19 protein-coding genes are annotated in these 24050 nt (G+C 72.7%); 13 read left to right on the plus strand and 6 right to left on the minus strand.

Features of this window, described 5'->3' with window-relative positions; all coding sequences use genetic code 11:
* Positions 1-43 precede the first annotated feature (43 nt).
* The 4 genes from ACRX5S_RS33020 to ACRX5S_RS33035 all read left to right on the plus strand — a co-directional run bounded on the left by ACRX5S_RS33020 (position 44) and on the right by ACRX5S_RS33035 (position 7148).
* Positions 44-892 (plus strand): beta-phosphoglucomutase family hydrolase, encoded by an 849-nt coding sequence (locus ACRX5S_RS33020; RefSeq protein ID WP_436776866.1) that lies wholly within the window; start codon positions 44-46, stop codon positions 890-892.
* Entirely contained in the window at positions 889-3294 is a 2406-nt protein-coding gene (locus ACRX5S_RS33025; protein ID WP_436776867.1) for a glycoside hydrolase family 65 protein, read from the plus strand. The genes ACRX5S_RS33020 and ACRX5S_RS33025 overlap by 4 nt, the downstream gene beginning before the upstream one ends.
* A 230-nt stretch (positions 3295-3524) precedes the next feature.
* Positions 3525-6308, plus strand: a complete 2784-nt coding sequence (locus ACRX5S_RS33030; RefSeq protein ID WP_436776868.1) for a protein kinase domain-containing protein — start codon at positions 3525-3527, stop codon at positions 6306-6308.
* A gap of 27 nt (positions 6309-6335) precedes the next feature.
* Positions 6336-7148 (plus strand): SAM hydrolase/SAM-dependent halogenase family protein, encoded by an 813-nt coding sequence (locus ACRX5S_RS33035; RefSeq protein ID WP_436776869.1) that lies wholly within the window; start codon positions 6336-6338, stop codon positions 7146-7148.
* Between the two features lie 265 nt (positions 7149-7413).
* Here ACRX5S_RS33035 and ACRX5S_RS33040 read toward each other — a convergent pair whose 3' ends face one another.
* From ACRX5S_RS33040 to ACRX5S_RS33050, 3 genes are all read right to left on the minus strand, one after another.
* Positions 7414-8349 carry a CBM35 domain-containing protein gene (locus ACRX5S_RS33040; protein ID WP_436776870.1) on the minus strand — a complete coding sequence of 312 codons (936 nt, stop codon included), beginning with the start codon at positions 8347-8349 and terminating at the stop codon, positions 7414-7416.
* Between the two features lie 225 nt (positions 8350-8574).
* Entirely contained in the window at positions 8575-10242 is a 1668-nt protein-coding gene (locus ACRX5S_RS33045) for a diguanylate cyclase domain-containing protein (RefSeq protein WP_436776871.1), read from the minus strand.
* 257 nt (positions 10243-10499) lie between these two features.
* Entirely contained in the window at positions 10500-11168 is a 669-nt protein-coding gene (locus tag ACRX5S_RS33050) for a TetR/AcrR family transcriptional regulator (RefSeq protein ID WP_436776872.1), read from the minus strand.
* A gap of 354 nt (positions 11169-11522) precedes the next feature.
* Here ACRX5S_RS33050 and ACRX5S_RS33055 point away from each other — a divergent pair, with 354 nt between their 5' ends.
* The 7 genes from ACRX5S_RS33055 to ACRX5S_RS33085 all read left to right on the plus strand — a co-directional run bounded on the left by ACRX5S_RS33055 (position 11523) and on the right by ACRX5S_RS33085 (position 17606).
* Complete coding sequence (locus ACRX5S_RS33055) at positions 11523-12161, plus strand: 2-oxoacid:acceptor oxidoreductase family protein (protein ID WP_436776873.1); 639 nt, start codon at positions 11523-11525, stop codon at positions 12159-12161.
* Positions 12158-12409 carry a 4Fe-4S dicluster domain-containing protein gene (locus tag ACRX5S_RS33060; RefSeq protein WP_436776874.1) on the plus strand — a complete coding sequence of 84 codons (252 nt, stop codon included), beginning with the start codon at positions 12158-12160 and terminating at the stop codon, positions 12407-12409. The genes ACRX5S_RS33055 and ACRX5S_RS33060 overlap by 4 nt, the downstream gene beginning before the upstream one ends.
* Positions 12406-13581, plus strand: a complete 1176-nt coding sequence (locus ACRX5S_RS33065) for a hypothetical protein (protein ID WP_436776875.1) — start codon at positions 12406-12408, stop codon at positions 13579-13581. Before ACRX5S_RS33060 ends, ACRX5S_RS33065 begins: the two co-directional genes overlap by 4 nt.
* A complete protein-coding gene (locus ACRX5S_RS33070; protein WP_436776876.1) occupies positions 13578-14522 on the plus strand; it encodes a thiamine pyrophosphate-dependent enzyme in 945 nt (314 codons plus the stop codon). Before ACRX5S_RS33065 ends, ACRX5S_RS33070 begins: the two co-directional genes overlap by 4 nt.
* Positions 14519-15580: a D-2-hydroxyacid dehydrogenase gene (locus tag ACRX5S_RS33075; protein WP_436776877.1), complete on the plus strand. Its 1062-nt coding sequence runs from the start codon at positions 14519-14521 to the stop codon at positions 15578-15580. Before ACRX5S_RS33070 ends, ACRX5S_RS33075 begins: the two co-directional genes overlap by 4 nt.
* A 64-nt stretch (positions 15581-15644) precedes the next feature.
* Entirely contained in the window at positions 15645-15962 is a 318-nt protein-coding gene (locus ACRX5S_RS33080; RefSeq protein WP_436776878.1) for a hypothetical protein, read from the plus strand.
* Between the two features lie 153 nt (positions 15963-16115).
* Entirely contained in the window at positions 16116-17606 is a 1491-nt protein-coding gene (locus ACRX5S_RS33085) for a class I adenylate-forming enzyme family protein (RefSeq protein ID WP_436776879.1), read from the plus strand.
* Between the two features lie 278 nt (positions 17607-17884).
* Here ACRX5S_RS33085 and ACRX5S_RS33090 read toward each other — a convergent pair whose 3' ends face one another.
* A complete protein-coding gene (locus ACRX5S_RS33090; protein ID WP_436776880.1) occupies positions 17885-18466 on the minus strand; it encodes a TetR/AcrR family transcriptional regulator in 582 nt (193 codons plus the stop codon).
* Between the two features lie 23 nt (positions 18467-18489).
* Positions 18490-19998: an MFS transporter gene (locus ACRX5S_RS33095; protein ID WP_436776881.1), complete on the minus strand. Its 1509-nt coding sequence runs from the start codon at positions 19996-19998 to the stop codon at positions 18490-18492.
* A 755-nt stretch (positions 19999-20753) separates the two neighbouring features.
* Here ACRX5S_RS33095 and ACRX5S_RS33100 point away from each other — a divergent pair.
* Positions 20754-21329 carry a flavin reductase family protein gene (locus ACRX5S_RS33100; protein WP_436776882.1) on the plus strand — a complete coding sequence of 192 codons (576 nt, stop codon included), beginning with the start codon at positions 20754-20756 and terminating at the stop codon, positions 21327-21329.
* Positions 21330-21496: 167 nt separating this feature from the next.
* Positions 21497-23089, plus strand: a complete 1593-nt coding sequence (locus ACRX5S_RS33105) for a GMC family oxidoreductase (protein WP_436776883.1) — start codon at positions 21497-21499, stop codon at positions 23087-23089.
* Between the two features lie 21 nt (positions 23090-23110).
* Here ACRX5S_RS33105 and ACRX5S_RS33110 read toward each other — a convergent pair whose 3' ends face one another.
* Positions 23111-23977 (minus strand): acyl-CoA thioesterase, encoded by an 867-nt coding sequence (locus ACRX5S_RS33110; protein ID WP_436776884.1) that lies wholly within the window; start codon positions 23975-23977, stop codon positions 23111-23113.
* Positions 23978-24050: the final 73 nt, after the last annotated feature.

Genomic DNA, 24050 nt, shown 5'->3' on the forward strand with positions numbered 1-24050 from the left:
CGGAAGGGGGATGATCGTCCCGGAGAAGGGTAGAAGTGGGCGCATGCTGGGACTGCCGGATTCCATTCATGCTTTCCTGTTCGACCTCGACGGCGTGCTGACGCAGACCGCGAAGGTGCACGCCGCCGCCTGGAAGGACATGTTCGACTCCTTCCTGCGCGCCGAGGCCGAGCGCGACGGGACGCCCTTCGTGCCGTTCGACGCCGGGGCCGACTACGACACGTACGTCGACGGCAGACCGCGCCTGGACGGCACCCGGGCCTTCCTGGAGTCGCGCGGGATCGCGCTGCCCGAGGGCGATCCCGACGACGCCCCCGGATCCCGTTCGGTGCAGGGGCTCAGCAACCTCAAGAACGAGACCGTCCTCCGGATGATCAAGGAGCAGGGCGTCGAGGCGTACGCGGGCTCCCTCGCGTACGTCCGCAGGCTCGCCGAGCTGGACGTTCCCCGCGCCGTCGTCTCGTCCAGCGCCAACTGCCGCGACGTGCTCCACGCGGCCGGGTACGACGGCCTGTTCGAGGTCGTCGTGGACGGCATCGTGGCCCGCGAGGAGGGCCTGCCGGGCAAGCCCGCCCCCGACACCTTCGTGGCCGCCGCCCGCAAGCTGGGGTACGGGCCGGAGAGCGCCGCGGTGTTCGAGGACGCGCTCGCGGGCGTCGCCGCCGGGCACGCCGGAGGCTTCGGGCGCGTTGTCGGAGTGGACCGGGTCGGCCAGGCCGAGGCCCTGCTGCGGCACGGCGCGGACCAGGTCGTCACCGATCTGGCCCAGTTGACGGACCTGTCGACGGACGAGGCGCCCGCGGCCGCGGGTCCGAGCCGGACGGCCGAGCCGACCGGACCGGGGCGGCCGGCGGAGCCGGACGAAGCGCACGAGGAGCGAGACACGGCATGACGGCGCACGACGCGTACACCATCGAGCCCTGGGGGCTCACCGAGCAGTCCCTCGACCTCGATGTCCTGGCCCGGGCGGAGTCGGTGTTCGCCCTGTCCAACGGGCACGTGGGGATGCGGGCCAACCTCGACGAGGGGGAGCCGCACGGGCTGCCGGGCACGTACCTGAACGGGGTGTTCGAGCTGCGCCCGCTGCCGTACGCCGAAACGGCCTACGGCCAGCCGGAGTCCGGGCAGAGCGTCATCAACGTCACCAACGGCAAGATCCTCCGGCTGCTGGTCGACGACGAGCCGTTCGACCTGCGGTACGGCGACCTCAAGGAGCACCAGCGGCGCCTGGACTTCCGCGACGGCCTGCTCAAGCGCCGCGCGGTGTGGACCTCCCCCGCCGGGCGCACCGTGCGCGTCACCTCGACCCGTCTGGTCTCGCTCACCCAACGGGCGGTCGCGGCGATCTCCTACGAGGTCGAGCCGATGGACGGGCCGGCCCGCATCGTCGTGCAGTCCGAGCTGGTCGCCAACGAGCAGCTGCCGTCCGCGAACGGTGATCCGCGCGCGGCCGCGGTCCTGGAGGCGCCCCTGGTCGCCGAGCAGCACTCGCACCAGGGCGCGAAGGCGGTCCTGGTGCACCAGACCCGGTTCAGCGGTCTGCGGGTGGCCGCGACGATGGACCACGTCGTGGAGTGCGACGGGCCGCACCAGGCGGAGACGGAGACCGAGGAGGACCACGCGCGCTACAGCGTGACGACGGTCCTGAAGCCGGGCCAGAAGCTGCGGATCGTCAAGTTCATCGCGTACGGCTGGTCTGCCGCCCGCTCGCTGCCCGCCGTCCGCGACCAGGTCGCCGCCGCGCTGACCGCGGCCCGCTACACCGGCTGGGACGGCCTGGTGGCCGAGCAGAAGGCGTACCTCCAGGACTTCTGGGAGCGGTCGGACATCGAGGTCGACGGCGACATGGAGCTCCAGCAGGCGGTGCGGTTCGCGCTGTTCCACGTGCTCCAGGCCGGCGCGCGCACGGAGGAGCGGGCGATCCCGGCCAAGGGACTGACCGGCCCCGGGTACGACGGGCACTGCTTCTGGGACACCGAGACCTTCGTATTGCCGGTGCTGACGTACTGCCTGCCGAACGCGGTGGCCCAGGCCCTGCGCTGGCGGCACTCGACGCTGCCGCTCGCCCGCGAGCGGGCCGTGCAACTCGGCCTGGCGGGGGCGGTGTTCCCGTGGCGGACGATCCGCGGCGAGGAGTGCTCGGGCTACTGGCCGGCCGGCACGGCCGCGTTCCACATCGGCGCGGACATCGCCCGTGCCGTCGAGCGCTACGTGCGGGCCACCGGCGACGCCGACTTCGAGCGCGACTACGGCATGGAGATACTGGTCGAGACCGCGCGCATGTGGCGTTCGCTGGGGCACCACGACGCCGAGGGCCGGTTCCGCATCGACGGCGTGACCGGGCCCGACGAGTACAGCTCGATCGCGGACAACAACGTCTACACGAACCTCATGGCGCAGGCGAACCTGCGCGCGGCGGCCGACGCGGCGACGCGGCACCTGCACCAGGCGGCGGCGCTGGGCGTGGACACCGAGGAGATGGCGCAGTGGCGGGACGCCGCCGCGTCGATGTACGTCCCGTACGACGAGAAGCTGGGCGTGCACCCGCAGGCGGACGGCTTCACGAACCACGAGATGTGGGACTTCGACAACACCCCGGCCGCGAAGTACCCGCTGCTGCTGCATTACCCGTACTACGACCTGTACCGGAAGCAGGTGGTGAAGCAGGCGGACCTGGTGCTCGCCATGCAGGTGCGCGGCGACGCGTTCACCGCCGAGGAGAAGGCCCGCAACTTCGCGTACTACGAGCGGCTGACGGTCCGCGACTCGTCGCTGTCGGCGTGCACGCAGGCGGTCATGGCGGCCGAGGTCGGGCACCTGGACCTCGCGTACGACTACCTCGCCGAGGCCGCCCTGATGGACCTGCACGACCTGGGCGGCAACACGCGCGACGGCCTGCACATGGCGTCGCTCGCGGGCGCCTGCATCGCGCTGGTGGCGGGCTTCGGCGGGCTGCGCGACCACGACGACCACCTGGTGTTCCGGCCCCGACTGCCGTCGGGACTGACCCGGGTGGCGTTCTCCATGCGGCTGCGCGGCGGCATCGTGCTGCACACCGAGATCACCCGCGCCGAGGCGACCTACTCGCTGCGCGAGGGCGACATGCTGAAGCTGATGCACGACGAGGAGGAGGTGGTGATCACGAAGGGCCGGCCGGCCAGCCGCCCGATCCCGCGCCCGGTGCCGCTGGAGCGCCTGAGCCAGCCCCCCGGCCGCGAGCCGGCCCGGCGGCACGCGCAGTCCGGACCCACCATCGGCTCCGACGACACCCCCTTGGATCAGACAAGCGACTGAGTGAACTCCGGGGCGCCGAGCGCGTCCCGTGCGGCCCCCTCCCGGGGGTCGGCGGAAGCCCGCCGGACGGATTCCGCGCGGCCTCCCCTCGGGGCCCGAGGGAAGCCCCCCGAGTTGTCCGCGGGGTGCGGTGCGGCGCTCCCGGCGCGGGCCGCGGCCACTACGCTGGCGGTCGATCTCCGGCGCGCGGTGTGCGCCGGAGGGTGCCGTCGACGCGGGGATGGGTGGTCATGGAGGCGCTGCGGCCGCAGGATCCGCGCACGCTCGGTCCGTACCGGCTGCGCGGCAGGCTCGGCGAGGGCGGCATGGGCGAGGTGTTCCTCGGCGTGTCTCCGTCTGGGCTGCGCGCCGCGGTCAAGACCGTGCGTCCGGAGTACGCGTTCGACCCGGGCTTCCGGGACCGCTTCCGGCGCGAGGTGGCGGCCGCCCGGCGCGTGGACAGCGCGTGGACGGCACCGATCGCGGCGGCCGACGCGGACTCCGACCCGCCGTGGTTCGCCACCGAGTACCTGACCGGCATACCCCTGTCCGACGCGGTCGCGACGTACGGCCCGCTGCCCGAGCAGGCGGTGCGGGTGCTGGCGGCGCAGCTCGTCGAGGCCCTGATGGCCATCCACCGAGCGGACCTGGTGCACCGCGACCTCAAGCCGTCCAACGTCATCCTCGGGCGCGACCGCCCCCGCGTGATCGACTTCGGCATCTCGCGCGCCCTCGACTTCGCCACCCACGCGCTGACCTCGCCGGGCGGCGCGATCGGCTCGCCCGGTTACATGTCCCCCGAGCAGGCGGCCGGTGAGGAGGAGGTCGACCAGCGCACCGACATCTTCGCGCTGGGCGGCGTGCTGGTGTACGCGGCGACCGGGCGCACCCCCTTCGGAGCCACGCCGCAGAACGCGATGCAGCTCCTGTTCCAGATCATCCACGGCGAGCCCAAGCTCGACGGGGTCCCGGAGAGCCTGCGCGGCCTGATCGCCGAGTGCCTGGCGAAGGACCCCGCCGCCCGCCCCACGCTCGACGACATCCTGCGGCGCACGGTCGGCGGCCTCGACGACGCGGAGGCCGCGGTCGGAGGCGCCTGGCTGCCGCCCGCCCTCGCCGCGGAGCTGATGCGACGTCAGAATGCGGACCCCGCCGACTCGCTGCCGTCAGTCCCGGCTCCCCCGCCCGGCGCGGCGGCGCTCGGGGCGGGTCTCGGGGCGGGTCTCGGGGTGGACAACGACGAGCTTCCCGCGACCCGGGCGCACAACGGTGCGGAAGGCGTCACCGACGTCCTGCCCGCGACGCCCGGCCCGGGACCGACCGCGCTGACCACACCGCTGCCGCCGCCGCGCCCGCCGTCCGCGACGATGGCCGCGACCGACGTCTTCGAGGTCGCGAACGGGCCCGCCCCGGCGGCCGCGCCGAGCGGTCGCCCGCGCGGGCTCAGCCGCCGCTCGTTCCTCATCGGCGGCGGCGCGGTCGGGGTCGCCGTGGTCGGCGGTGCGGCCGGCTGGCTGCTGACCAGGTCGGACGGCTCCGGGCGCGTGGCGTGGAACACCCCGGTCGGACCCACCGCCCGGACGTACTCCGTCGTCTCCGGCAAGTACCTGGTCATCGCGGGCTCGGGCGCGCAGACGAAGGGCTCGCAGACGGCCGGGCTCGTGGTGTGCCTCGACATGAGCTCGGGCAAGCAGGTCTGGACGCGCAGCACCGCGGCCCCGAACGTCAACCGGCCGGTCGCGACGAAGGACCGGGTGTTCGTCAACTGCTGGGCGGAGATCTCGGACAGCTCGGCGCCCAGCAAATACCACAGCACCATCTACGCCTTCTCGCTCGGCACCGAGCAGGACAAGGCCGCGCGCAAGGAGCCCGGCACGATCGTGTGGCAGGCCGAGCACGACTCGCTCGGCGTGCACCTGGGCCACGCGGTCGAGGACAAGGTGGTGGTCGTGACGTCGCCGCCCAACACGTCGGACACCGAAAAGGCGTACGTGTTCGCGTACGACGCCGCCAACGGCCCCGACGGCACGCCCGCCCCGGTCTACACCGCCGACTCCTCCGCCCCATGGCTGCTCACCCCATGGGTGGAGGGCGGTACCGCCCTCGTCTCGGGCATCGCCGACTCCTACGGCGACTACGCCAAGCTCTACAAGGTGGACCTCGCGGCGGGCACCGGCGAGGTGCTGTGGTCCGCGACCAAGGAGAAGAACCCCGGCCCGCCGGTGGTCGCGCTGGGCCGGGTGTTCGTGCGCTCGGGCTCGGCGCAGGCGTCGAGCGGCTACGCCGACGAGCGCTCGCTGTGCGCGGTGTGGCTGGAGAACGGCGAGACCGACTGGCGCGTCCCGAACCTCCCCGCGGGCGACATGCGGCGCCTGGTGGTGGACACCCCGACCGCCACCGTCGTCGTCCTCACCAACGGCAACGACCAGGCGGGCAAGGACAAGGTCGACGCGCGCATCCAGGTCTACGACGCCACGACCGGCGGACGGCGCTGGGACGAGAAGCCGGAAGGCCTGATGATCTCGGACGCCGTCGTGGACGGCGCCACGCTGTACGTGTCGACGTGGCCGTCCGACCTCCAGTCGGGCTTCACGAAGCCGACCTCGACGCCGACGGCGACCGCCACGGCCGTCCCCGAGCCGCCGCTCACCACGGGCCGCGTCTACGCATTCGACCTCAAGAACGGCACGCGGCTGTGGGACTTCCCGACCCACTCCGCGGGCGAGCTGACGGATCCTCAGGTGGCGAACGGCGTGGTGTGCGTGGGCGTGTCCAGCCGCGACGGTGTACCGGCCGCGGCGTTCGGCATCGACGCGAAGACCGGGCAGCAGCGCTGGAAGGCGGACTTGGCGGTGGGCCGGGTCTCCGGACCGCGGGCCGGCGACGGCCGGTTCCACCTCGTCCTGTCGCCGGGCGAGCCGGAGGGGCAGGACGGCGCGTCGGTGACGCCGACCGCCGCCGCGACCGCGACCGGTTCGCCGTCCGCGGCACCCGCGACCGGGCCGGGCGCGACGGTGTACGAGCTGCGTCCCTGACGGCCTCGGGGTCCGTACGGTGGGGGCATGGACGCGCACATCTCGTTCCTGACTGACTACGGCACCGCCGACGGGTTCGTCGCCGCGTGCCACGGCGTCATCATGCGGATCGCGCCGGGCGCGCGGGTGCTGGACGTCTCGCACGAGGTCCCGCCGGGCGACATCCGCCGCGGTGCGGTGCTACTCGCGCAGACGCTGCCGTACCTCCCGCCGGGCGTCGCGGTGGCGGTGGTCGACCCCGGGGTGGGCACCGCGCGCCGCGGCGTGCTGGTGCGTACCGCCGAACACCTGCTGGTGGGGCCGGACAACGGGCTGCTGATGTGGGCGGCCGACGCGGTCGGCGGCGCGCTGTCCGCGCACGAGCTGACCACGCGCGAGCTGATGCTGCCGCGCGTCTCCGCGACCTTCCACGGCCGCGACGTCTTCGCCCCGATGGCCGCGCACCTCGCCACCGGAACCTCGGCGCACCGGGTCGGTCCCACGCTGGACCCGGGCTCACTGGTCCGCCTCCCGGACCCGGTCGCGTACGTCGTGGACGGCACCGCGCACGGCGAGGTGCTGACCGTGGACCGCTTCGGCAACGTCCAGACCTCGCTGGCACCGGCCGAGCTGACGGCGATCGGCGCCGCGCCGGGCGGGTCGCTGACGCTGCGCACGGTCGACGGCACGTGGACCGCGGTCTTCGGCCGCACGTTCGCTGACGTCCCGCTCGGCGAACCCGTCGCGGTCGTCGACTCGACCGACCACCTCGCCATCGCCGTCAACGGCGGTAACGCGGCGGCCACGATGCGGCTGGCAGCCGAGGCCCAGCTATCGGTGACCCGCGCGGCCGCCTACTGAGGCAGGGGCCCTCCCGGCCCGGCCCGGCGCACCCCGCACCCGTGGCACGGAACGCGGCACGGAAAAGCGGAGCGGACACCGCGGTCCGCCCCGCCTCCGCGCGACTCCTGCAATTTGCGCACCACGTGCCTGGCGGCGGCCTGACGCTGCCTCAGCACCGAACTTCCACGGGCCGGTCCGCTCGGGTTCCCGACTGAGTCGGACCGGTCGAACCAGCCGCACATGCGGGACTAATCGGGCGTCAGGATCGTTCCGACTGCCCGGGTCAGTCGGCGTTCGAAGGCTGCGTCGTCGACAGCGACACGTTGTCGACCTTCACGGGGCAGCCTGCGGCCTCGGAACACGTCAAGGCAAGGCTGTTGGAGCCCTCCTTGAGGTTGACGATCCCCCAGGTGAAGCCGTAGGTGTCCGAATTGAGCCCGTAGAGCTTTATGGGGCTCGATGTGGCCTTGCCGTTCACCGAGACGGTCAGTGGCTTGAACTGCCGTTGCCCGTCTCCCCCCTTGCTGCTCTCCGGGTTGCTGTAGATGACCCGCAGGTAGTACTGGCCTTCCTTGGGGACCTCGGCCGTCCAACTGATCGACGAGCCGTTCACCAGGTTGGCGACGAATCCGTTGCCGGTGTAGCCCTTGCCGTCGTTGGCCTTGGCCGCTCCGCCCGCAAGCGTCGCCTCCTCGGCCTCAGTAGCACCGATCTTCTCCGGTCCGGAGGACGACGGGGCCGCGGACGTCGTCGGCGGGGCGCTGGACTGGGCGGTTGCGGTCGTCTGCGGCGGGGGCGTGGTCGCCGCGTCCTTCTTCTTGTCGTCGTCGTCGCCGTTCATCGCGACGACCGCCACGATCACCGCGACCACCACGACGATGGCGACGACCGCGCCGATCACCGGGCCCCGGCCGCCGCGCGACGAGCCGCGCGATCCGCCGCCGTGGCCGCCGTCGCGGCGCGGGGGCGGGACCTGGCCCGGCGGCGGGCCGCCCGGGGCGGGCTGCTGGGCCATCCCGGGGACGGGCTGCGTCGCCTGGGGGTCGGCGGCCGGCTGCTGGTACGGCTGGGGCTGGCCGTACCGCGTCTGCCCGACCTGGACGTACGGTGACGAGCCGAATCCCGCGGGCGCTTCCTGGCCGCCCTGCGCGTCACCCGGGCCGGGGCGGTAGAGGTAGCCGTACGGGTCGTCCGGCTCTCCCTCGTTACCCACCGTCATCGGGTTCGCCCTTCCTGTGCGTCAGTCAGTGTGCGCCGCGCGGCCTGTCCGAAGCTGGCGGCGGGCACATCGATTCGATTCGAGTCGACAGGCTGGTGCATCACACTAACGGGCGACGGGCGCCGGGATGGCCACAGTCCATCGCGCGGACGACAAACCACCACCCGCGGATTGCGCCGTACGGGCGCAACCGACCGGTGGGACGGGACCGTTCGGCGGTGCCGTTCAGCCCGCCCGGCGGTGCGCCCGCTCGCGGCCCCGCTTCTGCCGGTACATGCGCTCATCGGCGATACGCAGCAGGTCCTCCGGCTTTTCCGCGGAATCCGCCCATGCGATACCGAAGCTCGCGCCGTCCAGCGGAACGGTCTCGCCCTCGGCGCGAATCGGCACGGAGAGCGCGCGGCGCAGGCGTACCGCCAAATCGTGGGCTTCGTCACGCCCGATGCCGTCGGCCAGCACCACGAATTCGTCGCCACCGAGCCGCGCCACGGTGTCGCCCTCGCGGACCGCGGCGGTGAGCCGCCGGGCGACCTCGACCAGGACGACGTCGCCGATGTGGTGGCCGAACTCGTCGTTGATGCGCTTGAAGCCGTCGAGGTCGCAGAAGAGGAGGGCGAGGCCCTTGCCGTCCGGGTTCGGCACTCCGGCGACCCCGACGCCGTTCACCGCGGGCATCCCGTTGACCGGGGGCGACGCGTGCGGGTGGCCGGCGCCGACTCCGGTCAACGGCGTGCCTGCGGCGGGCGCGGAGGTCGGGGCGGACGCCGGGGCTGCGTGCGGCACTCCGGGCGGGATCTCGGCCAGGCGCGGCATGCGGGTGAACGTCGCGTCCAGCCGCGCCCGCAGCTCGCGCCCGTTGGGCAGCCCGGTCAGCGGGTCGTGGCTGGCCTGGTGCACAAGGGCCTGCTCGCGCAGGCGGCGGTCCTCGACGTCCTCGACGTGGGTGAGCAGAAACCGGGACTTGCCGTCACCGTCCCCGACATGCGAAGTGCGCAGCGAGACCCAGCGGTACGTCCCGTCGCTGCGCGCGAGCCGCAGTTCCGTGCAGCCCTCCACCGGCGTGCTGCCGCCCAGGTGCCCGGCCAAGAGATCGCGGTCGTCCTGGTGCACCACGGCGGCGAGGCCGAGACGGCGCAGCACCGGCGCGGGGTAGCCGAGCATGCGGCAGAGCGCGTCGTTGGCGCGCAGCAGCCGGCCGCGCTCGGTGCCGCGCACGCCCGTCATGACCATGCCGCTGGGCGCGTACTCGAAGGCGTGCCGAAAGCTCTCCTCGCTCGCCCGCAGCGCGTGCTGCTCGTCCTCCAGCCGGGCGACCGCGCGCACCATCTCGCTGCGCAGCCGGGCGTTGTCGACGGCGATGGCGGCCTGCGCCGCGAACATGCCGAGGACTTCGCAGCGCCACGGGCCCGGCCTGCGGCCGTCGACGGGGAGGTCCACCGAGAGCACGCCGACGAGTTCGCCCTCGGGGGTGGTGAGCGGGGCGAGGAGGGCGTCGTACGGGTGCCAGGCGTCCGGGTGGTCGCTCACCGGGATGTCCGGCACCCAACTGGGCACCCGGCCGGGATCCGCGGGACCCTGACGATGGCTCAGAAACCGGAGCGGACCCCATCGTTCGGCGACGCCGAGCAGGCGCTCCCAGTCGGAGCGCGGGCCGATCTGGCCGGCCATGGCCGCGGCGAGCTCGTCGCTGCCCGCGACGGCCGCGACCTCCAGGTCGCCGTCCGGCCGGACGACGTTGACCGCCGCGGCGCCGAAGCCCAGTCCGGAGACGACGCCGTCCGCCACGGCCTGGAGGGTGTCGCGCAGGTCGCGGGTGGCGTTGAGGTCCGCGACGACCCGGTAGAGGAGGCGCAGGGTCGCCAACCGGACGTGTGTTTCCGTCTCGGCGGTCATCGGTCTCCCCGAGCGTCGGCGACAGTGCTTCTGGGGTGGTTCTCGTTCGTCGGTTGCTCTCAATCGCGAGCGTCTTCTGAACAGATATCGTCCGATTGCCAGGGAAACTGAATCACAGTGGGCTCAGAAACGGCGACGTACTGTCATCGATAGAGCCCGTTCTGTGAGCTACCTCACGCGCCGGCAACGGATACCCCTCACAAAACGTTCCGCCGCCGGGGGCGGGGGGCGGCCTCATTCAACAGTCTGACTGTTCGTCAGACAACCGAAATGCCCAGACCGTTGCACACGAAGCGCACCAGATGCGCGGTCTCGTCCGGTGTCGGTGCGGTACGTGCGCGCAGGTGGTCGTGCAGCGCGGCGAGGGTGAGCCGGTAGACGACGAGGGCGTCGGCGGCGGAATCGCGCGCTTCATCCGGACGGCGCTCCGCGTACTCCGAGCGAAGGACCTCTTCCAGCGGAGCGAGCATCGCCTCGGCCGAACTGCGCTGCTCGGCGGGGAACAGCTCGGCCAGGCGGTCCTGGTGGGCGAGGAACGGCCGGGTGCGGGCGGCCGCGACGGGGTCGCCGGCCTGGGCCAGCACCCCTTCGATCCAGCCACGCACCCGGCCGGAGGTGTCCTCGGCCGACTCCATGCGGCGCCGCAGGTACTCGGCCATGCGGCGGCGGCCGTCGTCCAGCAGCGCGACCAGCAACTCGTCCTTGGACCGGAAGTGCCGGTAGAACGCCTGGTTGGACAGCCCGGACTCGCGCAGGATCTCGCGGACGGTGGGGTCGAGGCTGCCGGTGCGCTCGACCACGCGGTACGTCGCGTCGACGAGGCGCTGGACCTCCTCGGTGTAGACCGCCCAGCGCGCCGCGAGCGGACGCCGCACTGCTTCGCGGACGAGGCCCACGGGTGCGGGAGGTGTCTGGTCCTCGGTCATGCGTCCCACTCCCCTAAGTCGTGTCTGCAAATGCCCGACGGGCCCGCGACGCCGGGCCTTGACGGCCGTCCCAAGTGGCACTCTCCGGGCCTTGACGGCCTCCCGAGTCGCCGCGTTACGACCCTTGCCGCCGGGCCCTGACAGCCCTCCCAGGCCAAACGGAGGCCGAGCCGCGGGCCGCGCCTTGCGAGCGCACGCACCCACGGCCCGCGGGCTGGCCGGCGGGACTTTGAAGACACTCCACTTGTCGTCGGGCTCTTGATGGTCCGGAACGTCTCACGCTACTGTCCAGAACAACGTTCTCATAGGTACATCTGTCGTTCCCACCCTCTTCCCGAAAGGGAGGCGCGGCCCGTGCAACGCGAAATCCTGTGGACCGGGATCGGCGGCCAGGGCATCCAGCTCGCCACCGAACTGCTCGCCGAGGCGGCCGTCGCCGAAGGGCGCCACGCGATGTTCTTCGGCTCATATGGCGGCATGATGCGCGGCGGCAACTCCGACACCACGCTCGTGCTCGGCGACGAACCGGTCCGGTCCCCGCCGACGATCGGCTCCACCTGGTCCGCGCTGGTGCTGCACCCGGCCCACGCGGCCGCCACCCTCGGCAAGTTGCGGCCGGACGGCGTACTCGTGCTCAACACGACACTGTGCGGCAGCGGCAGCCGCAGTGCCGGTGCCGGTGCCGACGGCGCGGGCAACGGCGGCCTCGGCGCCGGGCACCCCGGCCCGGTCGTCGGCGTCCCCGCAACCGAGCTCGCCACGGCGTCCGGCAGCGCCAACGCCGTCACGATGGTGGCGCTCGGGGCGTACGCCGCCGCGACCCGCATCGCGGCCCTCGATTCCCTGATCGCGCGCCTGCCGCACGTGCTCCCCCCGTACCGGCACCGGCACTTGGCCACCAACGAGGCCGCCCTGCGCGCCGGGTATGCGGCCGCCGCGCCGCTGCTCGACGCGTGGGCTGCGCCTCCCGTCCCGCAGGAGGTCGCGCCGTGACCGTCAGTCTGGGCACGCTCGTCATCGACACCGAGGCCTGCAAAGGGTGCGAACTCTGCATCGACGCATGTCCGCCGCGCGTGCTGCGCATGACCGACGAGACCGTCAACGAACGCGGTTACCGCTACCCGCAGTTGCTGCCCGGCTGCATCGCCTGCAAGGCGTGCACCGCCATCTGCCCCGACTTCGTGTTCCAGGTGTACCGCTACGACGAACCGCAGGACTCGGACGACGGGAGCGGCACATGACGGCGGGCACACGCGAACAGAACATGCCCGCCGCGATTCCGAACGCCGCCCGCATCATGCCCGGTTCGACGGCCATCGCCGAGGCGATGATCGCCGCGGGCTGCCGCTTCTTCGCCGGATACCCCATGACCCCGTTCACCGAGGTCCTGGAGACGATGGCGGCCCGCCTGCCCGAAGCGGGCGGAGTCTGCGTCAACGCGGAGAGCGAACTGGAGGCCGTCGGCATGGCGTGGGGCGCCGCCGCCACCGGCACGCCGGCAGCCACCGGCTCCACGGGTCAAGGGCTTTCGCTCATGCAGGAGTCGCTGGCCGAGATCGTGTACGCCCGGCTCCCGCTCGTCGTCCTCAACATGGCTCGGGCGCAAGGCGACTACTTCCAGGCGACACGCGGCGGCGGGCACGGGGACTACCGGCACCTGGTCCTGGCCCCCTGCGACGTCCCGGAGGCGGTCGAACTGACGCAGCTCGCCTTCCACTTGGCGGAGAAGTGGCGCAGCCCGGTGCTCGTCATGGGCGACTACTACCTCGCCCACACCCACCAGTCCGTCGCCATCGGACGCCCGAAGTTCCCCGCACTCCCCGCCAGAGAATGGGCGTTGGACGGCAGCTCCGGCGGTACCGGCGCCGCGAAGCTCATCTCACCGCTCAGCGACGCCAAGCAGCGCCACGCCGCCGGACGCGCCGACGCGGGCTACGACCTCGCCGAGTTCTACCACCGGCACGTCGCCGTGATGGAGCGCATGGTCGCCGAGGAACCACCGCGCCACGAGGCGGAGTTCACCGAGGACGCCGAGGTCGTCGTGGTCGCGTACGGGACCCCGGGCGCGTACCTGCGCCAAGCCGTACGCGAACTCCGGGCCGAGGGGCGGCGCGTCGGCTACATCCGACCGATCACCCTGGTGCCGTTCCCGACCGAAGCCGTCGCCGAGGCGGCGCGCGGCGCGCGGGTGGTCGCGGTCTACGAGAACAACCAGGGCCAGATGCTCGACGACGTGCGGCTCGCGGTCCTCGGCACGGTGCCGGTCCGGTTCATCGGCGGACTCAGCCTGGATCCCTCGGGGTTCGGCATCGCGCCGGACCTGGACGTGGCCGTGCTGCGGCGGCGTCTTGCGGACGTGCACGACGCGGCGCTGCGAGATGCAGGGGTACGCAACGGAGAAGGAGGGTCATGAGCGGGCAAGGACGCACCCGACTCCCCGTGGTGCCCACCGACGCGCCGCCCGCGTGCGGCGCCCGGCTGGTCCACGATTTCACCCCGGCGCTGATCGACGTCGGCGCGCACCACCTCTGCCCGGGGTGCGGCGAGCCGATCGCGATGCGGTCGATGGTGGAGGCGGTCGAGGAGCAGGGCCAAGTAGCCAACGCCATCGCGGTGTTCGGCATCGGCTGCTACACCGCCTACTCCAACAACCTCGACATCGAGGTGCTCCAGGCCCTGCACGGGCGGGCACCCTCCCTTGCGACCGGGGTCAAGCGCTGCCGCCCGGACACGCTGATCTTCACCGTCCAAGGCGACGGCGACATGGTCAACGAGGGCCTGCAAGAGGTCCTGCACGCGGCCGCACGCGGCGAGAACATCACGTGCTTCATGCTCAACAACGGCGTGTTCGGCGAGACCGGCGGCCACATGACCGCCGCCACGGTGCTCGGGCAGCGCACCAAGAACACCCTCGACGGGCGCGACGCCGCCGTGCACGGCTACCCGATCCGGCTCGCCGACCTCGTCGCGCAGCTCGACGGCGCCGCGTACGTCGCCCGCGGCGCGGTCAACAACGCCGTCAACATCACCCGCACCAACCGCATGATCAAGAACGCCTTCCGCACCCAACTGGCGGGCCGGGGCTTCTCGTTCGTGGAGATCCTGACCATGTGCCCCACCGGCTGGTTCGTCGACACCGTGGACGCCCCGGCGTACCTGGACGACGCGCTCGCCGGAACGCACCGCCCGGGTGTACTGAAGGACGTACTCAAGAACGGCCCGGGAATGAACGGCCCCGGAGAGAACGGCCCCGGACCGCAGCCCCGGCAAGGGCCCCCGCGCGACCCGGATCACGACCGCAAGGACGTCCGGCACGACGTGCGCGAGGGCGCACCGGAAGGAACGACGCCATGACCCCGATCGTCGTCGGCATCATGTACCCGCCCGCGTGGGACGTACGGCCGCGCGAGACGTACGAGGCCGATCTCGCCGCGCTGCGCGCACTCGACCCGCGCATCGAGATCGTCGAGTGCCGCTACATCGAGGACAACCTGCTGCGCACCGAGCGCGGCCGCCCGGGATCCGCGTCCGACGCCGGACTCCGGGCCCGGGCACCGAAACTGACGGCCGATCAGCGCGAGGGCCTGGCGCGCGTCGAGGTGGCGCTCGTCGCCGACCTGCCGTTCGACGTCGCCGACCTGGCGCCCAACCTCCGCTGGGTGCAGAGCGTCGCCGCGGGCAACGGGCAGTTGGTGTCGGCGGGCCTGCCGACCGAGCGGGTGACCGCGACGACGGCCGCAGGGGTGAACGGCACACCGATCGCCGAGTTCGCGTTCGCCCGGCTGCTCGCGCACCTCAAGGGGCACCGCGAGTTGGAGGAGCGGCAGCGCGAGCACCGCTGGCAGGCGGTCTTCGGAGCACAGGTCGCGGGACGCACTCTCGGGCTGGTCGGCGTCGGCGGCATCGGCGGCGAAATCGCCAAGCGGGCCCAGGCGTTCGGCATGACCGTGTACGCCACACGCCGCCGCACCGACCGTCCCGCGCCGAACGTCGACCGGCTGTTCCACGCCGACGACCTGCACGCCATGCTCGGCGAGTGCGACGCGGTGATCTCCGCAGCCCCGGAAACCCCGGACACCGTCGACACCATGGACGCCGCCGCGTTCGCGGCGATGCGGCCCGGGTCGTTCTACTGCAACGTCGGGCGCGGGTCGTTCGTGGTCGAGAAGGACCTCATCGAGGCCCTGGAGTCCGGCCGCCTCGCCGCCGCGGCCCTCGACGTGACGCGCACCGAGCCGCTGCCCGCCGAGGACCCGCTGTGGGACGCGCCGAACATCTACATCTCCGCGCACTGCTCCAGCGACGGACGCGACCACTTCACCGGCGTCTTCCGGCTGTTCCGCGAGAACCTGGCGAAGTACCTGGCGGGCGAGCCGCTTCGCAACGAGGTCGACCCGGCCAGCGGCTACTGACCCGAAGCCGCGCTTTCCGCACGTCCTTCCCGCACAGCCCCGCACCTCACCAGGAGGCCCGACCATGGAACGCGAACTCGGCGGCATCGGCAGCAAGGTCCTGTTCGAGGACGACAAGGTCCGCATCTGGGAACTGGCCCTCGCCCCCGGCGAGCGCAGCGCGGTGCACCGGCACGACCTCGACTACTACCTCGTGCAGATCGGCGGCGACCGCATCGCCGTCGAGCCCGAGCCGGATTCCGCCGGAGAGTACAAGGAGTACTTCGCCGCGGACGTCGTCCCCGGCGTCGTGGTGCCCATGAAGCGCGGCGGTGTCGAGACCGCGGTCAACGTCGGCGAGCGGCCGTACTACGAGATCATCGTCGAACTCAAGGACGCCTGAGCCCGGTTGCCCGGGCGGACCGGGGGCGGTGCAGGCGGCGGCGTCGGGGGCGCCGCCGCAAGCTGCGAAAACGGCTCTTCCCAGCATGCGGTCCGGCGCTTAGCGTACGGGGGCCAGATCTTGCACCAAGGCGCACGACACGGGAGGTACGGGGTGGGGCAGGGACTCGTCATCGGGGAGGTCTTCGCGGGTGCCGCCCGCGCCGTGCCGGGCCGCGCCGCCGCCGTCCTCGGCGACCGCACGCTCACCTTCGCGGAGTTGGCCGAGGCGGGCAACCGCACCGCCCGCGCGCTGCTCGGCCTCGGGGTCGGCAAGGGCGACCGCGTCGTGTGCTGGGCGTCCACGTCGCTGGACGTCCTCCCCGTCTTCGCCGCGCTGGCCCGGATCGGCGCCGTCTACGTCCCGATCGGCCCGGCTCTGCCGGACGACGAGGCGGAGGCGCTCGCCCGGGCGGCGCGTCCGGCCCTGGTGCTCTCGGACGCGCGCGTCGACGGCGCGGCGGTCGCCGAACGCGTCGGCGTCGCACACGTCGCCCTCGACGAACTGGTCGCGGCCGCCGCCGACGAGCCCGCAGAAGCACCCGACTGCCCCGAGCCGGACGAGTCCGACCCGCACACGATCTTCTTCACCTCCGGCAGCACCGGGAAGCCGAAGGGCGTCGTGCTGTCGCACCGCGTCAACGTGCTGCGCACGCACCCCGGCTCGCAGTTGGAACCGCGGGGCGCGATGGTGTGCGTCTACCCGATGTTCCACATGGGCGCCTGGACGATTGCGCTCCAGCAGTGGCAGGCCCGCGACACGCTGGTGCTCGTGCCGCAGACCGACGGGGCGTCCATCGTCGCCGCGGTCCGTCGGCACGAGGCCGCGCGCCTCAACTGCGTGCCGGCGGTCTGGGAGCGCGTCCTGTCCGCACTCGCCGAGGAGCAACTCGCCGACACCGGGGACGGGACGCTCCCGTCACTGCGGTTCGCCGACTCGGGCACCTCGGCGACGGTGCCGGAGTTGTTGGCCGGCATGGCCAAGGCGGCGCCGAACGCGACCCTGCGGGTCTTCTACGGGTCGACGGAGGCCGGGAACGTCACCTCGCTCGACGGCCCGGACGTCCTGCGCAAGCCGGGGAGCTGCGGGGTCCCGAGCATCTACCAGCACCTCGCGCTCTCCCCCGAAGGCGAACTGTGCGTCCGCGGACCGCTGCTCTTCGACGGCTACTTCGACGACGAGGCCGCGACCGCCGCCGCGCTCCAGAACGGCTGGTACCGCACGGGCGACATGGCGACCACGGACGACGAGGGCTACCTCAGCATCTCCGGACGCACCCGCGACCTCATCCGCACCGGCGGCGAGAGCGTCGCCCCGGCCGAGGTCGAGACCGTCCTCGCCGACGTCGAGGGCGTACGCGAGGTCGCCGTCATCGGCCTGCCGGACACCACCTGGGGCGAAGTCGTCTGCGCCGTGGTGGTCCCCGAGAACCCCACCGCCATCCCCGGCCCCGCGGCCCTCCGCAAAGCCTGCGAAGGCCGCCTGGCCTCCCACAAACACCCCCGCCGCGTCTTCTACGCCGACGAACTCCCCCGCACAGCCGCCACCGGCCAGGTCCAGCGCAAACAATTGGTGGACGAAATCCTCACCGCCCGGACCCCCTGACCACCCCGGACAACGAAGCCCAAATTGCGCGATCCCCGGCCGGGCCGGTGGGCCGTGCCCCCGGGGAGGCTGCCCGATTCGCCCGCGCACACGACCGTCGCAAGCGGCCGAGCGGGGCGGTTCCGAGCCGAGCGGTTCCGGACCGGGAGGCTTCGGACTGGGAGGCTTCCTACCGGGCGGCTCCGAACCGGGCGGCGCCGAGCCGCGCGGGCGTGGCCGGGGGTGCTCGCGTCGGTGCCTGACCACCGCCCGATCCACCGCGCGCGTGTGGGCGCCCGCTACTCGCCCAGCATGCCGCCGAACGCCTCCTCGACCAGGCTGACCAATTCGTCCCGCGACAGGTTGGTCAGCTCCGGGAAGAACCCGCCCGGGCGGATGACCACCGCGCCGATCAGCGACGCGACCGCGAACTCCGCGCGGCGGCGCGCGATCCGCTCCTCCAGGCCGGTGCGCTCGACGATGCGTTCGACCATCGGGTCGACCATCGACTGCCGCACGGCCGCGGACGCCTCGCCGCGCACCGCCTCGTGCCCCTCCTCGCCCAGCGCCGCGCGGAACATCGGCCCCGGCCCGCCGAGGTCGTCCATGCGCGCGGCGAGGAAGTCGGCCAGTGCCCCGACCCGCGCGAGGTCGCGGCGCGCCGAGGCCGCGTCCTGCCCGTCCTCCTCGATCGCGGCCAGGTACAGGCCCGCCTTGTTGCCGTAGTAGCGCGCCACGAGCGCGGCGTCGACGCCCGCGCGGTCGCCGATGTCGCGGAGCGTCGTACGGTCGTACCCGCGCTCGCCGAACAGCGCGCGGGCCGCGTCGAGCAGCGCCTTGCGGCTCGCGGCGGCGTCGCGCCTGCGCGGCCGTTCGGTCATCGCACGTTCGGTAGCCGAGCTGTTCACCGGGTGATTCCTTCGCCTGGGCCGTTGAGGGCTCTCGAAGGTACCTGGTCGACCGTTCGGACGGGAGGCGATCCGGTCGTTGTTCCCGAACGCCTGTCGGGAAGGGCAATCGCCGCGACGGCGCCGAGCACACACGCACCGGCGCCAACCAAAAACGCGGCTGTGTACCCGCGGTCCTCGGCCACCCCGCCGCCGGAGGGCGTGTACGCGGCCAGCAGCGCCGCGATCGAGGCCGATCCGATGGCGCCGCCCACCGAGCGCAGGACGGCGTTCAGACTCGTCGCGCTGCCCGTCTCGTGCGGCGGCACGGCCTTCACGATCAGTGCGGGCATCGCCGCGAACGTCGTCCCGACGCCCACGCCGAGGAGTACCGCGCCGGCCACGAGCTGCCACACGTGGTCGCGGAAGAATGCCAAGAACACCATGTCAGCGGCCACGACGAGGGAGCCGAGGGGCAGGACCGGCCCCATGCCGAACCGGGCCGCGAACAGCTCCGCGAGCCGGTTGGCGCCGAGGCTGCCGAGCGAGAGCGGCATGAGGACCAGGCCCGCGCCGACCACCGACAGGCCGAAGCCGTAGCCGGTCCCGTTCGGGACCTGGGCGTACAGGTTGATCAAGGACATCGTCATGTAGAGCCCGATGCCGACCAGGACCGCCGCGACGTCCGCGGTCAGCAGTTCGCGGTTGGCGAGCAGCCGCAGCTCGACCAGCGGATGCGCGGCCCGCAGCGCCTGCCACACCCAGAGTGTGAACAACACCACTGCCGCGGCGGAGAGCCCGAGGACCGTCGGGGACGTCCAGCCCCAGCGCTCACCCTGACTCACCGTCAGCAGCAGACACGTCAGGCCGCCGCTCAGCAGCAGCGCGCCGGGCAGGTCGAGCGGTCGGCGGCGGGCGGTGGACCCGGCCGGGACGACCAGGACGACCATGGCCAACGCGACGGCGGCGATGCCCGTGCCGAACCAGAACGCCGCGCGGTAGTCCCACTCGCGGGCGATGAAGCCGGTGACCGGGTAGCCGAGCCCCGCGCCGACCGACGTCGTGACCGACAGCGCGGCGATCCCGGACCGCATGCGCGCCGGATCGAGGTGGTCGCGCGCGACGGCGATGGTGAGCGGCATGATGCCGAGCCCCGCGCCCTGGAGGGCCCGCCCCGCGATCAGCCACGCGAACCCGGGCGCGACGGCCCCCAGGACGCCGCCCGCGACCACGCAGCCGAGCGCGCCGAGGATCACCCCGCGCCGGTGCGGGCCGTCGCCCAGGCGGCCCATGACGGGCGCGGCGACGGCACCGGTGAGGAGCGTCGCGGTGAGCATCCACTGCGCACTGTCGATCGACACGTCCTGCTCGCGCGCGATGGTCGGGACCATGGGCGCGCCGAGCGTCGTCATGACCGACACCGCGACCGACGTGAACATCAGGATCGGAAGCAGCGCCCGCCCTCGGGCAGCCGCACCCCGGCCGACCGTGTCAGTACGCCCGCCCTTGCGCTCCCGCGCACCCACGTCGCGGTTGTCGTGCTTGATCGCCGTGCCCCCAGATCCCGTCGTACCGGCAGTACGCGCAGCCCCCACGCGCGCCGACCACCCGTACCGCTTGCCCGTGCCCGTCCCTGCCCGCCCCAGCCGACCACCCGTGCCGCCTGCCGGTGCCTGTCCTTGCCCGACTCAGCCGATCACCCGTACCGCTTGCCCGTGCCCGTCCCTGCCCGCCCCAGCCGACCACCCGTGCCGCTTCCCGGTGCCTGTCCTTGCCCGACTCAGCCGACCACCCGTACCGCTTCCCGGTGCCTGTGCTTCCCTGCTTCGGTCGGCGGGTCGCGCCTGTATTGGGGTCTGTCTGCTCGCCTGGCCTGCCGTCGCCTACCTGCCTGCTCGCCCACCTGCTTGCTTGCCTGGTTGCCTGCCTACTTGCCTCTGCTTGCCACCTGCTTGCCTGCTTGCCCACCTGCTCGCCGCTCGCGCTGCCGACCCGTGTTGCGCCTGCTGCGACCCGCCCGGCCCACCGAACTTCCCGGTCCGCCACCTGCCTGCTCTGCCGTGCGGCCCTGCCCGCACTTCCCGTTGCCCTTCCGCTCGCTCGTCCGCCGGGGCCTCGCGTCCGCCCGGAGCGGCTGCCCGCTCCCTTCCCGTTCTTCCGACCCGTCCGAGAAGTCATGAGTCGATGACTTCGGGACCATACGCCATACCCGGCGAAGGTCGAAGAGCGGCCGGGCCGCGGCACTCCTCGGTGCCGCGTCAGGACTGCCTAGGCTGGGGCCGTGGACACCCCCGAGCCCTCAGCGCACCCGCAGCCCGCCACGTCGGCGGAGCCGCCCGCCCCACCCGTCGCGCCCGAGGACTTCAAGGCGGCCCTGTCGCGCTTCGCCGCGGGCGTCGTCGTGGTCACCGCGCACGAGACGCGCGAGACCAGCGACACCGCGAGCGGCGACGACGTCGGCATGACCGCGACCGCGTTCCTGTCCGTCTCGCTCGAACCGCCGCTGGTCCTCGTGAGCCTCCGCCGCCAGGCCCGCATGCGCGAGGTCCTGGACGCGCAGCCCCTCTGGGCGGTCTCCCTGCTGTCCCAGAGCCAGCGGCACGTCGCGGGCCGGTTCGCCATCCCGGGCCGGGTGAGCGACCGGCTCATGTTCGCGGACGTCCCGCACCGGCACGGCGCCGTCTCAGGCGCCCCGCTCGTCGGCGGCGCGCTCGCGACGCTGGAGTGCCGCACCCACCAGATCGTCGAGGCGGGCGACCACTCCCTCGTGATCGGCGAGGTGCTCGCGGCGACGCTGCCGAGCCCCGACGGCCTCCCCCTGCTGCACTTCCGAGGCCGCTACCGATCGCTCGCTTGAGGGACTTCGCCGCCCCCTCTACCCCGACGGCCCCGGAGTCGTCAGACTCCTGTCTGTGAGCGCCGCGGTACGCCCCGCACACCACCGCGCCAACTCCCGTACGCCCGCCGCACGTCGCACCGCCTGCCCGGACCATCGGAACCACCGACCCGAGGGAAGGCCGTCTCATGCCCACGTACGACTACGTCATCGTCGGTGCCGGTTCGGCCGGTTGCGTCCTGGCCGGGCGGCTGAGCGAGGATCCGTCGGTGCGGGTCCTCCTCCTGGAGGCGGGCGACCGCGACCGCAAGCAGGAGATCCACATCCCGATCGGCTTCCCGAAGCTGTTCAAGACCTCGTACGACTGGAACTACCACACCGGCAAGCAAACCGAGCTGGCGCAAAGGGAGTTGTACTGGCCGCGCGGCCGCATGCTCGGCGGCTGCTCGTCCATCAACGCGCAGATGTGGGTGCGCGGACACCGCGCCGACTACGACGCGTGGGCCGAACTCGGCGCCGAGGGCTGGTCGTACGACGACGTCCTCCCCTACTTCCGGCGTGCCGAACGCCGTTCCGGATCCAACCACGACGGCGTCTACGGCACCGACGGGCCGCTGCACATCCAGGAGTTGCGCGACCCCAACCCCACCACCGCCGCGTTCCTGGCCGCCTGCGCCGAAGTCGGGATGCGGCGGCTGGCGGAGATGAACGTCCCGGACAACGAGGGCTATTCGCCCTGTCCCGTGACGCAGCGCCGCGGACGGCGGTGGAGTGCGGCCGACGCGTACCTCAAGCCCGCCCGCAAGCGCCCCAACCTCACCGTGATCACCGACGCCGCCGTACGCCGCATCCTCATCGACGACGAACTCCGGGCAACCGGCGTCGAGTTCACCAACACGTCCGGCCACATCCAACAAGTGGCCGCGCAGCGCGAGGTCGTGCTGTCCGCCGGATCGATCGGTTCTCCCCATCTGTTGATGCTGTCCGGCGTCGGAGACCCCGACGTGCTGCGCGCGGCGGAGATCACCCCACGCCACGAACTCCCCGGCGTCGGACGCAACTTGCAGGACCACCTGGTCGCCGTGGCAGTCGCCCACTGCACGGAGCGGGTGACGCTCGCCGCCGCGGACAAGCCGTCACCGCGCGAGTTGCTGCGCTACATGCTGTTCGCGCGGGGGATGCTCACGTCCAACGTCGGAGAAGCCGCCGCGTTCATACGCACGGACGACTCCCTCGCGCACCCGGACATCGAGATCATCTTCGCGCCCGGCCCGTACCTCAACCACGGCCTCGAACCGCCGCCCGGACACGGCCTCACCCTCGCGTCGATCCTGCTCCAGCCGCGGAGCACCGGCACGATCGTCCCCGCGGGACCGGACGCTTCCCTTCCGCCCGTGATCGACCCGGCGTACCTGACCGCCCCGGGCGATCGCAAGGCCCTCGTCGCCGGACTGCGGCGGGCCGCCGAACTCCTCAACACCGACGCCCTCGGCCGCTACGTGGGCGCACCGATGGCCCCGTGGCCGGGCAGCGACGACGAGGACGTGCTGAACCGCTACGTCGGCGACCACGCCGAGACGCTCTACCACCCGGTCGGCACCTCCCGCATGGGCACGGACGAAGAGGCGGTCGTGGACCCGCAGTTGCGCGTACGCGGCATCACCGGCCTGCGCGTGGCCGACGCGTCCGTCATGCCGAGGATCAACCGCGGGCACACCCACGCACCGACGGTGATGATCGGCGAACGCGCGGCCGACCTGATCGAGTCCGCACGCCCCTGACCGACTCCGCGGCGGGCGCACTCACCCCGTTCCGGTTGCCCCGCCGCCGTCCGCCACCCGCATCAGCCCGTCCGCGGAGACCGACGCCACCAGGCGCCCGTCCTGCGCGTACACGTGGATGCGGCCGTGCATGCGGCTGCGTCCCGCGTACACGCTCTCGCAACGCAGCAGCAGCCACTCGTGGATCGAGAACGGCTCGTGGAACGTCACGTTCTGACTGAGCATCACCGACGTGCCCTTGCCGCCGAGCGCCGCGACCGCCTCCGCCGTGTACGGCCGCAGTGCCACCGGCCCGAGAAAGCCCTCGGTGCCGTACGCGAGCAGCGACCGCGACAGCGACGCCTCGTCGGGCACCTTCGTGCAGCGCATCCACACGTCCAGCGTCGGCGGCCCGGCCAGGCCCGGCGCCAGCGCGTCCGCCCCGCCGAAGGTCCGCACCTCCCACGGCAGCATCGCCACCGGCAGATCGGCGCAGTCCTCGGGCCCGGGTACGCCGTCCGGCAGCGGTCGCTGGTGCCGCAGGAAGTCCGGTTCGTCGCGCGTCAGCATCACCAGCGACCGCGCGTGCTCGCGCCCCTCCTGCCGGAACGCCACCTGGACCGTCGCGAGCGCCCGCCCCGACTGCACGACGTCGACCTCGACATCCACCGGCTGCGCCGCGTTGCCCCCGCGCGGGAAGACCCCCTGGACCGACTGCACCGCGAACCCCGGCACCGTACGTTCCGCGGCCGCGACCGTCTGCGCGAGCACCTGGCTCCCGAGCGTGGTCGGCAGCCGCGACACGACGTTCCGAGCCCGGAACCGCCCCGGCTCCGCCGCGTCGATGTCCAGCGCGTCCATCAGGTCGGCCAGGTCGATGCCCGGCCACAATTCCGTTCCAGAGGCCATGGACGCATGATCGCAAACCCGATCTGACGATGCGTCAGGGGGCGGAACCTGAGGTTCCGCCCCCTGCCCCGCG

Origin of the sequence: Yinghuangia sp. YIM S09857, assembly GCF_051388915.1 — a bacterium.
Taxonomy (GTDB): Bacteria; Actinomycetota; Actinomycetes; order Streptomycetales; family Streptomycetaceae; genus Yinghuangia.